The organism is Vibrio sp. 1557 (assembly GCF_033340175.1).
GTDB lineage: Bacteria > Pseudomonadota > Gammaproteobacteria > Enterobacterales > Vibrionaceae > Vibrio > Vibrio alginolyticus.
On sequence record NZ_JAWOVZ010000005.1, the window covers coordinates 271,772 to 285,412 of the forward strand.

10 protein-coding genes, 1 tRNA gene and 1 pseudogene are annotated in these 13,641 nt (G+C 43.3%); 5 read left to right on the forward strand and 7 right to left on the reverse strand.

Going from position 1 to position 13,641, the window contains the following annotated elements; all coding sequences use genetic code 11:
• The first annotated feature begins 5 nt into the window (after positions 1-5).
• Complete coding sequence (locus R7070_RS09825; protein WP_053303738.1) at positions 6-1,478, forward strand: EAL domain-containing protein; 1,473 nt, start codon at positions 6-8, stop codon at positions 1,476-1,478.
• Here R7070_RS09825 and modF read toward each other — a convergent pair.
• A complete protein-coding gene (modF, locus tag R7070_RS09830) occupies positions 1,466-2,920 on the reverse strand; it encodes a molybdate ABC transporter ATP-binding protein ModF (protein ID WP_318141197.1) in 1,455 nt (484 codons plus the stop codon). The two genes, R7070_RS09825 and modF, sit on opposite strands and share 13 nt — an antisense overlap.
• Before the next feature lie 285 nt (positions 2,921-3,205).
• Between modF and R7070_RS09835 the strand changes: the two genes are divergently transcribed.
• Entirely contained in the window at positions 3,206-4,756 is a 1,551-nt protein-coding gene (locus R7070_RS09835) for a PAS domain-containing methyl-accepting chemotaxis protein (RefSeq protein ID WP_033907145.1), read from the forward strand.
• A gap of 160 nt (positions 4,757-4,916) precedes the next feature.
• On the opposite strand, the gene R7070_RS09840 is transcribed toward R7070_RS09835, so the two are convergent.
• Positions 4,917-5,007: transfer RNA gene (locus R7070_RS09840), tRNA-Ser, on the reverse strand.
• Positions 5,008-5,336: 329 nt separating this feature from the next.
• Here R7070_RS09840 and R7070_RS09845 point away from each other — a divergent pair.
• Positions 5,337-6,017, forward strand: coding sequence for a MaoC family dehydratase (locus R7070_RS09845; protein WP_005386198.1), 681 nt, complete (start codon positions 5,337-5,339; stop codon positions 6,015-6,017).
• A 63-nt stretch (positions 6,018-6,080) separates the two neighbouring features.
• Here R7070_RS09845 and R7070_RS09850 read toward each other — a convergent pair whose 3' ends face one another.
• Positions 6,081-6,905 carry a phosphate ABC transporter substrate-binding protein gene (locus tag R7070_RS09850; RefSeq protein ID WP_158155297.1) on the reverse strand — a complete coding sequence of 275 codons (825 nt, stop codon included), beginning with the start codon at positions 6,903-6,905 and terminating at the stop codon, positions 6,081-6,083.
• A 266-nt stretch (positions 6,906-7,171) separates the two neighbouring features.
• Between R7070_RS09850 and R7070_RS09855 the strand changes: the two genes are divergently transcribed.
• Positions 7,172-7,525: a DUF3024 domain-containing protein gene (locus R7070_RS09855; protein ID WP_017635751.1), complete on the forward strand. Its 354-nt coding sequence runs from the start codon at positions 7,172-7,174 to the stop codon at positions 7,523-7,525.
• Between the two features lie 33 nt (positions 7,526-7,558).
• Here the strand turns inward: R7070_RS09855 and R7070_RS09860 are convergent, their stop codons facing one another.
• Together R7070_RS09860 and rnb are read right to left on the reverse strand one after the other, a co-directional pair.
• Positions 7,559-8,368 (reverse strand): AraC family transcriptional regulator, encoded by an 810-nt coding sequence (locus R7070_RS09860; RefSeq protein WP_053303736.1) that lies wholly within the window; start codon positions 8,366-8,368, stop codon positions 7,559-7,561.
• A 71-nt stretch (positions 8,369-8,439) separates the two neighbouring features.
• Positions 8,440-10,443: an exoribonuclease II gene (rnb, locus tag R7070_RS09865; protein ID WP_318141198.1), complete on the reverse strand. Its 2,004-nt coding sequence runs from the start codon at positions 10,441-10,443 to the stop codon at positions 8,440-8,442.
• Between the two features lie 413 nt (positions 10,444-10,856).
• On the opposite strand from rnb, the gene R7070_RS09870 reads away from it, so the two are divergent.
• Positions 10,857-12,788, forward strand: coding sequence for a DEAD/DEAH box helicase (locus R7070_RS09870; RefSeq protein ID WP_005375680.1), 1,932 nt, complete (start codon positions 10,857-10,859; stop codon positions 12,786-12,788).
• Between the two features lie 72 nt (positions 12,789-12,860).
• Here R7070_RS09870 and R7070_RS26790 read toward each other — a convergent pair.
• Both R7070_RS26790 and R7070_RS26795 read right to left on the reverse strand, forming a co-directional pair.
• Positions 12,861-13,104, reverse strand: a pseudogene (locus R7070_RS26790) (EAL domain-containing protein); the annotation flags it as partial.
• Between the two features lie 71 nt (positions 13,105-13,175).
• The gene (locus R7070_RS26795; protein ID WP_224721257.1) at positions 13,176-13,406 is read right to left on the reverse strand and encodes a hypothetical protein; all 231 of its coding nucleotides are present in this window, start codon (positions 13,404-13,406) and stop codon (positions 13,176-13,178) included.
• Between the last annotated feature and the right edge of the window lie 235 nt (positions 13,407-13,641).

A 13,641-nucleotide genomic window follows, 5' to 3' on the forward strand; every position in this document is an offset into this window, starting at 1 on the left:
TTTATATGCTGAATAAGGCGATTTTTAAAAAAGCCATCATTTTTCTTCTGCCTATTCCCTTGGTTATTGGAGAGGTTTTGTATTTAGCTCGTGAAAGCGTGCAAAACAATCTCAATCATTTATTAGAAAAAAATGTGCAAATTGCAGATGAAATTTTATTCCAAATAGAGACAGAAAACCGCACGGCGCTGCTACACCCTGAGCGATGTGAAGAGCTCCAGCAAAGCTTAATGTTTGAACGAGATATTGAAGAAATGCTCATTGTGAAAGAGGGAGTCATTACTTGTTCTTCGAAATTGGGAAGTATCTCTAAACCGTTAGCTGAGCACATCACCTTTCCCAAGGGACAAACGCTAGCGCTTGGTAGTGTTGATAGCTTGTACGATCAGTTTTTGCTAGTGGTAACGGAAGGAGAGCGCGGTTATCAAGCCGTAACGATTATCGATCATGACTACTTTAATGCGACAATAGGGTTTAACAACGATTTACGCCTAAAACGTTCTGCGCTGTTTATTCATGAGCAAGTTTCACCTGAAGGAGCATTAAGAGCGGGAAGTAATCCTATCGGTATCAAATCGTCGCAAATGTTTGAGTATGAAGCTTTGAGCGAAGCCAGCGATCTTTTCGTCAAACAGAGAACACTTTCCTATTTTTTGTACTCAATTCCAATTATTTTCGTGATCTACCTTTGCTTGTATGCGTTGAATAAGTTTATTGATCCTCATCGCAATTTGATACTGGATCTTAAAAGAGCGATAAAAAGAGGAGAGTTGACCCTGTATTACCAACCGCAAGTTAACGTTGATACCGGCCAGTTATTCGGGTTTGAAGCGCTAGTGCGATGGGAGCATCAAAGTAAGGGGTTCATTTCTCCGGATGAGTTTGTCCCTGCGGCAGAGCAAAGTGGATTGGTTTTTTTACTTACTGATTTCGTTCTGGATAAAGCGGCAGAGGACTTCAGTAAATTAGGCTTTGATCAGCCTGTCCACCTTGGTATTAACGTGCCGCCTGGTTATTTAGTCGGACCAAACGCGATCAGAAAAATTCAATTGCTCGACAGACAGTTGAGCCGAAACAAAGTCTCATTAGGGGTAGAGATAACGGAGCGTCAGCTCATTGATTCAGAGGCGAGAAAATGCATTGCAGCACTGCGAGTGCATGGTATTGATGTGCTGATCGATGATTTTGGAACTGGCCAAACCTCGTTAGCATTTTTACAGCACATGCGCATAGATTACTTAAAAATCGATAAGTGCTTTGTCGAAACCATTGGTATTCCTAGCCTTAGTGCTTCTGTCTTAAAAGCGATGGTTCATTTCGCGGAAGAGTTACAAGTACAATTGATCGCTGAAGGCGTGGAAACCATAGCGCAAGCTGAACACTTAAAGCAGATGGGAGTGAGATATCATCAGGGATACCTGTACTCCAAACCATTACCTTATGAGCAGCTTGCGCAGCGAAATCATTATGATTGGTAGACGTTAGCTCTATAACACTGAGCATTTTCATCAAACACAAACTCCAACTCATTTTTGATGCTATCTAAGCGGTCTTCTTGGTAGTGAGACACATACAATAGTTGGCTTAAATTCTCTCTAGCGATGAGTTCAAGTGTGTTCTTAACTAACCGTCTACCCAAAAAATCTAACCCTTGATACGGCTCGTCCAAAATCAATAATGTGGGTTGTTTCACGATGGCTCTTGCAATCAGTAATAGTCGCTGCTGACCGTACTCTAATTGCTTGAATGAGGTTTTTTTGTACTGGCTCATATGTAAGATATCGAGCCACTCGTTTGCAATATTCATCTCTTTGCGAGTTGGCTGGTTATACAACCCAATCGAATCGTAAAATCCTGACAAAATGACTTCTAATGCGCTGCAATTGACTCGATATTGGAGGTGTAGCGCTGAAGACACCATGCCGATATGCTGCTTAATTTCCCAGATTGTCTCGCCAGTACCACGCTTTTTACCAAAAATATCAATGTCATTGCTGTAGCATTGCGGATGATCGCCAAAGATCAATCCAAGTAAGGTACTCTTTCCACAACCATTTGGACCTTTGACCTGCCAATGTTGGCCCTTGTCTATGCGCCAGTTCAAGTCAGTAAAAATCTTCTTATCGGTGTATTCGACAGCCCCATTCTTTAGTTCAAATATTGGGTTGTTGAATGGCGTCGAGTGCTGATGCTGACGTATCAAGCTTATCATTTCTTCACTCTGTTGCTCTGACTGAGATTTTATTTGTCCAATGATTGGATGATTATCCCAACTGGACTTATCCATTGTACTATCAAGCTTTCCTGCACTGAAAAGCGCGATGCTATTGATCCACTCAGGCATGTCAGATTCGCGAGAGAAGGTTATGAGTAGTTGCACATTTTGAGAAAGCGAGTGTAAATAGCGAGCGAGAGCAGCTCGGTGCGCAATATCTAAGCCAGTAAATGGATTATCGAGTAATACTAAGTCAGGTTGTGTGGCTAAAGCTCGGGCGAGCATTACTCTTCTGGTTTCTCCGGTAGAGAGAACACGGAAGCCACTATCTCTAAGATGACTTAGGTCGAGATCATTAACTCGCTGTTCAGTTAAGTTAGTGTCTTGGCTCTGTTCTAGGATTAATGAATAAACAGTGCTTCCTTGGTCGATACGATCAAGAAAATCCGTATCATCTTTTTCTAATTCTCTTTCCAGTAATCGCTGTTGCTCTGATAACGACACTTGCGCAACGGACAGCCCATTTAGCTCAATTTCCCCACTATTTGGTGATATTTCATCACAAATAAGGTCTCCAAGCAGAGAGCCAATATCTCCATCCGCGCTGAATATCCCCCAAGACTGCTGAGTGTTAATTTTCCAATCGTCAATAAACAAGTGTGTCGTGTTTCTCTTAGCTGCAAGCTGACGAAAGTGAATAGTCATTGTGTTTGTCTTCCTTGTTTTCGCTTTAGTGGATTACTTATAACAATTTACGAACTCAGTACGGAAGCGCTTTTGTGTATTAATTTTGAACAGTGCTCAGTCTTGTACATATTAACGAAGCCTTGTATTAGAGGATAAAAATGCGACTAGAGTCATTAAGTAACAAGTAAGCTTGTCAATAATTTTGTTTTATTTTTGAATCAACCTATCATTATGCATGTGAATGTTATGCCGATAAGTTCATATTTGCCGTTTGTTAATTAATCAATGTAAGGACACATGTTTATGAGTGAAACGGAATACGATTACCCCTCGAGTTACAGCCTAGTTTCCATTACCGATACCTCCAGTTACATCAAATATGCCAGTGAAAACTTTAATGAAGTAGCGGGGTTTGATGAAGGGGAGCTTATTGGTAAACCCCACAATGTTGTGCGTCATCCTGATATGCCAAAACAGGCTTTTAAAGATTTATGGACTCACCTGAAAACTGGCAAACACTGGATGGGAATGGTCAAAAATCGACGTAAAAACGGCGGCTATTATTGGGTTGACGCGTTTGCTTCTCCTATAAAATCTAATGGTGAAGTTGTGGAATACCAATCAGTGAGATTTAAACCTGAGCGTATACACATCCAGCGAGCGGAAAAAGCGTATTCGAAGCTTCGAAATAATCGTAAGCCGTGGAAAATGTATCTTCCTCGTACACGTTTGTGGATGAGATCGGCCTTCTTCCTTTTAATTTCAAACCTTCTTGGCTTACTCATTCTACAAATGAATCAATCACCAGTGATAGCGTTTGGCGTTGTTGCGTTACTTTCCGTTTTCTCTATTTATGTATTAACCAGACCAGTTGAGAAGCTCGCTAAACAGGCTAGGCAAGACTTCAATAATCCACTCATGGAATATATTTATTGCGGAAGAATCAACGATCTGGCTGAGATTGAGCTGGGTATGAAGATGCGTAAGCAATTTGCAAATGCGCTATTGGGGCGCGTTGGCGTGTCTGTAAAAGACTCTTGCGAAGAAACGCGCGCAAGTGCTAACAGTGCTGCGACAAATAGCCAGCAAGTGACGGAGAACTTAAGCGCACAGAAAGTGGAGATTGACTCGGTCGCAACAGCGGTCAACGAGATGCAAGCCTCTTCATCTGAGATATCAAATAATGCTCAAGCGACCGCCGAGGCTACGTTAGAAGCGCAAAATACGATGATAGACAGCCGTAGCGTTATCGATAATGTTAACCAATCGGTTTTAGAGTTGGTGGGTGAGCTCGGCGAAATATCTAAAGTGGTCATACGTTTGAACCAACAAACCGAGCAAATTGGAACTGTTGTTGAAGTCATCAATGGTATTGCCGAACAAACTAATTTATTAGCGTTGAACGCTGCTATTGAAGCCGCGAGGGCAGGCGAACAAGGCAGAGGGTTTGCCGTTGTAGCAGATGAAGTGAGAACCTTAGCTAAAAGAACTCAGGAATCGACAACAGAGATTAAATCGGCCATTGAAGGGATTCAAAATGGGAGCAAATCAGCGGTTTCTGCGTTAGAGAAAGGTAACGAAATGTCGACCGGAACGGTAACATTGTTAGGTACTGCTTTGGATAGCATTCAACAATTGGAATCCCTTGTTCAGGACGTCGTCGAACGAAACCAACAAATTGCGGTCGCGATAGAAGAGCAGGTTTATGTAACGGATGAAATAAATGAAAACATCCAGTCGCTTAATTTAAAGTACAGTGAATCGTATGAACTGATGACTGAAACGAATCATATGAACACCAAAGTGCAAAATTGCACCAATGACCTGTCTGAAATGATTAAGAAGTTTGCTTAAACTTTAGAAAATCGAAGTTAAAAGCCCGCTAAACATTAGCGGGCTTTTAACTGGAATATAGTGAAGTGCCGGATTCGTTTACGAGCGAGGATTTCTAAATCTCGTTTTTTAAGAGCTAAAATGACGAAAGCTCGCAATAAATGCGAGCTCTCTAAATAAGTGGCGGAGAGATAGGGATTTGAACCCTAGATACGCTATTAACGTATGCCGGTTTTCAAGACCGGTGCTTTCAACCACTCAGCCATCTCTCCGTTGTGGGCGGTATAATAAGGAGCATAGTCCAACTTGTAAAGTGCTGAATTATAATAGAAGTACTGTTTGCTTGTTTTATGATCACTGATGTGATGTTGGACAGTTTGAAAACGGAGTGAAAAAGGGACAAAAAGTACCAATTTGTAGAGTTTTTACTTTATATTGGCGCACGTCAATAAAATGGTGTTTTATTGTTATCTTGCTGATATATAAGACATAACATGCTTTTAGGGTACATGTGTTCGCCCGAAAGTATTTGCAAGACTTTGTGAACTAATTCAAAATTAACTGGTATAGCCAGTTGTGCTTAGAATTCTTAAGGGTGTTTATGAAGGTCACAAATCTATTTAAAGACAAAGTTGATGCGATTTCTGCTCATCAATCCGAGTTTATGAATTGGATGTCTCCAACGTTACGCGATTATTGGAGTGACTTTTTGGGGAAAGCTCAAAATAGCTTTCTTTTCTCAAAAGTTCGTGATCACCAGCAGCCAGCCGTCAACGAAGAAGTTGCACCTCAACCTGCACCGATCGTAATGGCACCTGAGGCTCAAAAGCTTTATGACGAGTTAAGTGAAAAAATTGGCGAAGTTATTCACACTGGTGATTGGGTTCATGTGTCTCAAGAACGTATTAACCAATTTGGTGCGGTAACGGAAGACATGCAATGGATTCATACTGATCCAGAGCGTGCTTCAACTGAATCTCCATTTAAGACAACTATCGCTCATGGCTTTTTAACATTAGCATTGCTGCCTAAACTGACGGATTCAGTCGATCCAGAAAAGCCAATGTTCCCAACAGCTAAAATGGTAGTTAATTTGGGTTTAAACCAAGTTCGTTTCCCTTACCCTGTCAAAGCAGGCAATAATGTTCGTGCAGTCAGCACGTTAACAAAAGTAACGCCAATCAAAAAAGGTTTGGAGATTGAGCGCGAAATTAAAGTGGAAATTGAAGGTATTCGTCGACCTGGTGCGGTTGTGGTCTCTGTAATTCAACTGCATTTCTAATTCCGAAACCGGAGAGAACACTACATAGGAAAAGAGAGCATCAAGGTGCTCTCTTTTTTATTTTTACTGATTAAAGTTTTTTACTGGCGTATAACCGTAATCTGCAATCGCTTTTTGTCCCTGCTCTGAACGAAGGAAAGCGATAAAACCTTTACCTGCATCGCTAATCTTATCTACTTTGTATAGCACTAGGAATGGTCGCGCCAACTTGTACTTATGATTGCTAATGTTTGTCGACGTTGGGTCAATACCATCTAACTGAATCGCCTTGATCGAGCGATCTACTGACCCTACAGAGATAAAACCAATGGCGCGAGTGTTATGGTTAACAATGGTTTTTACCATGCTGTTGCTGTTTACAACCAAGTTGTTTGGGCTGATATCCGAGACAAGGCGATCATTAACGATTTTGGTCAGTCCCAGCAAGCTTTCGAAGCTGTAACGTGAACCTGAAGACGCTTCTCTAGTAACCACCGCGATAGGCTGATCTGTGCCCCCGACCTCTTTCCAATTCTTAATCTTACCTTTGTAAATATCAAACAGCTGTTGCTGAGAAAGGTTTTCTACAGAGTTGGTACGGTTTACAACAACAGCGAGGCCATCATAAGCGATAGGGTATACATTGAGATCTTCACCTTTTTCGCTTTCAGTCAGATAGCGAGAGCTCATGCCTATTTCGGCTACTCCTTTATTGACCATGGTGATACCAGCACTCGAACCAATGCCCTGAACAGCAACGTAATCGTCTGGGTGTGTTTTGTTGTATTCCTCAGCAAGTACATCCATCACACGAGCAACCGAAGTTGAACCCGAGATGTTGATTTCTTTTGCAATGGTAGGGAGGGAGACTGCTATGGCCAATAACGTCGCCACAGTAAAACGTAACATATTAAACTCCATATACGGGATAAAGCAGAGTTTATGATATTGCGTTCAGGTTACACTTTTGTGAACTGTTAGCGCTAAACAGGGGAATTGTTTCTAGTCAAGAGGTGATGGAGCTAGCGTTTCCAAGTGGATTGAGATGATAATCTGGGCAAATGATAATATAGCTATCTTATACTTGAGTTAGGTAGATAACTACCATCGGTGATGATGTAAAGGCTATATACTAGGATCGACAGCTCTAACTATCATCCATCGGGAGAACGTTGATGTCAGTGTCCCAAATGGCGACAAGTCGTTTATACAAATCAGTTCAATCGCTCTGCTCTGCGCGTAATGCTAACTTGCCTGTCGAACAGGGCAAGTGCCTCTATGAGCTAGTAGAAAATGGCGTTGAGCTTCATCGGGCGCATTTTCTCCTCGACTCCCAGCATAGCGAGTATACTTCTCCCGTCGCGAAGATCATGTTTGATGAGGACAACCAACTTTGGTATTTCTATGTTCCCACATATCACAACGAGCTGTTAAGGTGGGTGCCTTATAAGCCACTTCCATTTAGCCGAATGCTTGAGGACTTACTCAACGAGTTGGAGCGCGATCCTCAAGCGTGTTTTTGGGAATAGGGCGAGCCCAACGGATGCGAATGCCGACATGATTTATACTTTAGGCCTAACAACTTGGTTTCTAAAGTCTTTGGGGGTCATGTTGTAAACGGATTTAAATGCTGTACTGAAATGCGCTGCACTTTTAAAACCAGACTCAAACGCTATTTCTGTTATTGATTTTTCTGACTTGCGCAGTTGGGTTGCTGCGAAGTTTATCCGTTTCACCTTTAATATCTGAGAAAACGAAAGATCATCTGCGGCGAGGCGACGTTTTAAGGTTGCGATGGACATGCTCATATGAGCCGCTAAGCCTTCTAGCGTGATGTCTTTTTCAATATTACCCTCAATGTACTTAATGGCTTTTTGAGAGTCGCTCAGGCTACTTGCATCATCTATGATAGATAGGATGTTTGGCTCTACCTCAACCATCAACGACAGCAATGCCATTGCGATATGGCTTTGTGTGTAGTCTGGAGCATTGCGACTCGCTAACTTAACCAACATGTCCTTCAATTGTGCTACTTCGCTACTGGATTGCGTTGAAAAAGGATAGAAGCGCCTTTCTTCCGTTTTGGAACGTAGCATCGGGTGCGCTTTCTTAAAGTCACAGAATATATTTGGATTGAAGACTAAAGCCAGTGCTTTAAAGCCTCCGTCACTAGAGACGGCTTCTGCATTGCTCAGATCTGCGGAGTTATAGAGTGTGAAATCTCCGGCTTTAAGTTCAAATTGCTCACCATTAGGTTGATGAACTAATAGGGCACCTTCTTCAACAATATATAACCCATTATGTGTTGCAGTGTAACGCTCACTTTTGCGTGCAGTGAAGTGATTAAAGCGAATGATCTCAATGTTCGGCATACTCGTTCTTATCGTTTTACATAACAAATAAAAAAGGCGCTCAATAGAGCGCCTTTTAACTTCATTCGGTATTATTCACTTACAGTCTGTTCTGTTTGTGCTGCTGGTTGTTCAGCGAATACCTGGGTTGGCTTTGCAACTAAACTGCGGTTTTCTTGGTTTACGTCCGTAAGGACAATTTCCAATGTATCCCCAAGTTTGTATACGACCTCTTTATCGATAGAGATGGTACCGTTGTCGCCATTGCACTCAATTCTTTCTTTATTATCAAGAATTAGTGCACCAGGAATAAAGGCTGCTGCGCCATTTTCGAGAAGTCGGACACGTGCGCCTGCACGATTAATATCGAAAATCTCACCTGTGAAACAAGTTTTCTTGCTCGGCTCATCAGCAAGCGTGCGTGCATATAGCCAATCTGAGACATTTCGCTCAGCGATTTTATGATGTTTACGATGTAGAGCTAGCTCTTCGCCTACTTGGTCCTCTGGTTTTTGTACGGGTTCTTTACCAAGGATGACGGCCTTCAACATACGGTGGTTGATCATATCACCGTATTTACGAATTGGTGATGTCCAAGTTGCATAGATGTCTAAACCCATTGCGTAATGAGGCAGAGGCTGATTACCCACCTCACTGTATGCTTGGAACTTACGAATGCGGTTATCTAGATAAGACGTTTCTTGAGCTGCCAACCAGCGGCGCAACGCAGCAAAGCCTTCTAGCGTAGCAATAGACTCCGCTGTGAACTCCAACTGGCCTTCTGGATTGACAAGTTGAACCAATTCTTCAATCTTCTCGTTCTTGATACCTGCATGCGTATTGAAGACACCTGTTTCAAATTTATCGCGTAATGTACGACCTGCACAGATGTTTGCGGTAATCATGGATTCTTCAACAAGACGGTTTGCACTGCGGCGCATGTCTGCGTGGATAGCGATTACATCGTTATCTTCACTGAGCTCAAAACGGTAGTCAGGACGATCAGGGAAGACCACTGCGTTTTTCTCACGCCATTCAGCGCGAGCAAGAGAGAACTCATAAAGATCACGAACGATAGTCGCGATCTCTTCAGATGGCGTCCATGCTTCAGAGCTGCCGTTTTCTAACCAATCAGACACGTGATCGTATGCTAGGCGTGCATGTGATTTGATGTTTGCTGCGAAGAATTTAATATCGTCGCCAATCACACCATCTTTACTTACCGTTACGGTACAGCAAATAGCAGGGCGGGTTTCACCTTCAATCAGAGAGCATAGGTTGTCCGCTAAATCACGAGGTAACATCGGGATGTTGCGGCCTGGAAGATAAATAGTATAGCCACGCTCACGTGCTACTTTATCCATTTCATCTTCAGGTGTGATGTAGGCGGTTGGGTCCGCAATAGCGATGGTGAGTTCGAAATCGCCAGATACGGTTTTCTTCGCGTACAGCGCATCGTCCATATCTTTAGTCGATTCACCGTCGATAGTGACGAATGGAACATGAGTCATGTCTACGCGTTCTAGCTCCGCGTCGTCTTTCAGTTCCCAGTTATCGATGCCTGCTGGCTCAGAGTTTGGTAGATCGTTTTGAGCAAGCGTTACCCACCAAGGCGCAATTTTATCATTCGCGTCAGTGATTTTTTCAGAAATTTCTACGAAGAAGGAATTATCGCCTTTTAGAGGGTGGCGAATAAGATGTGCGACAACCCAATCACCTTCGGCGAACTCGTCAGGTTTTAGACCTTTCTTTAGTTTCGCTTTAAGAGATAGCTTTTTAAGCTGTGGGTGATCAGGTGCTACGTTGAGCTTGCCTTTGAACATTTTTACTCGACCAATAAAGCGAGTCACGGCTTGTTCCAGCAGCTCTTGTGGCTCTGCAACTTCGCGTTCATTTTCGGTGCGGATAATGGCGACGACTTTGTCACCGTGCATGCACTTTTTCATGTACGCAGGCGGGATGAAGAAGCTCGTCTTACTGTCCACTTCCAAAAAGCCAAAGCCTTTATCTGTGGCTTTTATTGAGCCTTCTTTTTTGGGCAGGTTTTCTTGGATTTTCTGCTTAAGCTGAGCGAGTAGTGGGTTATCTTGAAACATCTTTTCTTAAATTACCTATGGAGTTGGGCACACTATAATCATTGCGAGCTATTATTACTACCTGTGGAGCGTAATTTCGCCGTGAATTTTGCCAATTTAACCACGAGAAATTGGCTTAAATATTGATGAAATTCTCATCTGTGAGTTACGCGAATCTACGGGGAATGGTAGGGCTGGTGGAAAAATATGCTAAAAATACCATTGTTGAGAATAAATTGTGATGTAATTCAATTTTTTCTGGATTTTTTTATGCTTTTAAGGAATAATCCGCCTCCCTTAGTCGTCCCTAATGGCTTATCGCGGTTGTGTACTGTGCTGTGTTCCCGTCTGAATGGAATCAGTATCTGGATGGATCAGTATCGAATTGGAAGAGCATATGGGACTGTTTTTTTGTTTAATTAAGTAGGATCCCAATGCAAGATTCTGTTATTCAATTCAGTGATTTATCTCTGAATGATTCTATCCTTTCTGCTCTAGACGGAATGGGTTTCGTGTCACCAACTCCAATTCAGGCTGCGGCAATCCCACACCTATTGGAAGGTGCTGACGCGCTGGGTAAAGCTCAAACAGGTACAGGTAAAACAGCAGCGTTCTCTCTGCCTCTTCTCAACAAACTCGATCTAAACCAACGCAAACCGCAAGCGATTGTACTTGCTCCGACTCGTGAGCTGGCAATTCAGGTTGCAGCGGAAATGAAAAACCTTGGTAAAAATATCAAAGGTTTGAAAGTTCTAGAGATTTACGGTGGCGCATCTATTGTCGACCAAATGCGTGCTCTTAAAAGTGGCGCTCATGTAGTTGTCGGTACTCCAGGCCGTGTTCAAGATCTTATCAATCGCGAACGTCTACACCTAGACGAAGTTAGTACTTTCGTTCTTGATGAAGCAGACGAAATGCTAAACATGGGTTTCGTAGATGACGTAACTGCGATCATGGAGCACGCTCCAGAGTCAGCACAACGCGTTCTGTTTTCTGCAACTATGCCTCCAATGCTGAAGAAGATCGTTGAACGCTTCCTTCGTGACCCTGTAACGGTTGACGTTGCTGGTAAAAACCACACTGTAGACAAAGTTCAACAACAGTTCTGGGTAGTGAAAGGTGTAGAGAAAGATGAAGCGATGTCTCGTCTTCTTGAAACTGAAGAAACTGACGCGTCAATCGTATTCGTACGTACTCGTCAAGATACTGAGCGTCTGGCTGACTGGCTATCTGCACGTGGCTTCAAAGCAGCTGCACTGCACGGTGACATTCCTCAGTCTCTACGTGAACGTACTGTTGATCACATCAAACAAGGTGTTATTGACATCCTAGTTGCAACTGATGTTGTAGCTCGTGGTCTTGACGTTCCACGTATTACGCACGTATTTAACTACGACATCCCATTTGATGTTGAGTCATACATCCACCGTATCGGTCGTACTGGCCGTGCTGGACGTAAGGGTAAAGCGATCCTTCTAGTTCGCACTAACCAAATTCGTATGCTTCGCACTATCGAGCGTGTAACTAAGTCATCTATGGAAGAAATCCAACTTCCTCTACGTGACCAAGTTGCTGAAGCTCGTCTAGCTAAGCTAGGCGCTGAGCTTGAAGCAGAGAAAGAGCACAAAGCACTAGACAAATTTGCTGAGCTGGTAGAGAAACTACAAACTTCTCTAGACATCGACCCAGCAACACTTGCTGCTATGCTTCTTAAGCGTCAGCAAGGCAAACGTCCTCTGTTCTACATTGGCGAAGACCCAATGGTTGAAGCAATTGAGCGTGACAAGCAACGTCGTAAAGAGCGCCGTGAAGGTGGTCGCGACGGCGGTCGTAACTTCAACAACCAAGACTGGGATACTTACCAGCTTCAAGTTGGTCGTGAGCAAGGCGTTCAAGTTAAAGACATCGTTGGCGCTCTAGCAAACGAACTAGGTCTAGGTAAAGGTTCTATCGGTGCGATCAAGCTAGCTCAAGGTCACACATTCGTACAGCTACCTAAAGCAATGACTTCAGACGCGGCGAACAAGCTAAGCAAACTACGTATCCGTCAACAAGATGTTGGTGCTGTAGTATGTGATTTCGATGATTTCCGCGAGTCTCGTGGTGGTCGCCGTGACGGTGGTCGTCGCGATGGTGGTCGTCGTGATGGCGGTGGTTACCGTGGCAACCGCGAAGGCGGCAATCGTGGTGGTGATCGTCGTGAAGGCGGTCGTCGCGAAGGTGGTTTCCGTGGTAACCGTGACGGCAACCGCGATGGTAATCGTGAAGGTGGCGAACGTCGTTTCGATCGCAACCGTGGTGGTGATCACCGTGGTGCACATCGTGGTGAACGTGGTCACGGTCGTGGCCGTCGTACAGACGCATAATCACGAGTGATTAAAGCGACGGTTTAAGTTGCTACAAAAAGAATTGAAAGCCGAGCAAAGCGCTCGGCTTTTTTATGCGCGTCTAATACGGTTTTGCTTTTCATCGTGTTTGTTTACCCAACTTATTACTTCGTCTAAGGGCAGGGCAGAACAAGTAACCCTGAATGATGTCACAGCCTCGACTTCTCAAAAAATGCAGTGTGTCCATGTCTTGAACGCCTTCTGCTACGACCGAATACCCTAATCCATGTGCTAGCGCAATCGTGTTCTCAACGATAGAGCGGGAGCCTTCAGTGCGGCTTGCTGTGAAAAGAAATTAACCAGCTTACCTTGAAACGTATTATCAATCTTTCGACGTTTTTGAGGTTATCTCATAATTTGAATCAGTCATTGGCCTTCAGGTTGTGTCATGTCTTCGATAGACTCAAAGTAGTATTTACGATAAGGGAGCCCAGTAAGAGCGTCATGGACGGCATTGCGCTTCTCTCTTTCAGCAACAGTATGAAGCTTTAATATCGAATCGTTGCTCCACTTAATCACCAGCACGACAAAGATACTGCCGCCAAAAAGTATAAGAGAAACCCCCGTTTCTAAGAGAGAAGTAATAGGTTTTTGCATGATAGCGTGCAAAAAAACGGCATAAGCAAAAATGAAACAGCTGATTAACAATAATAGGAAAGTCCACCCGGTTACGTCAGTTTTCGAGCAGATGTTTTTTGTCATCTGCCATCCCCAGCAGAGCAAAATCAAACCTAAGATCACTAATAGAAATGCAATAGTGGGCACATTATTACCCCCAATTTATTGATTGGTTTGTTATTTTTGTTCACCCAATAAACAACGTAGCTTATAT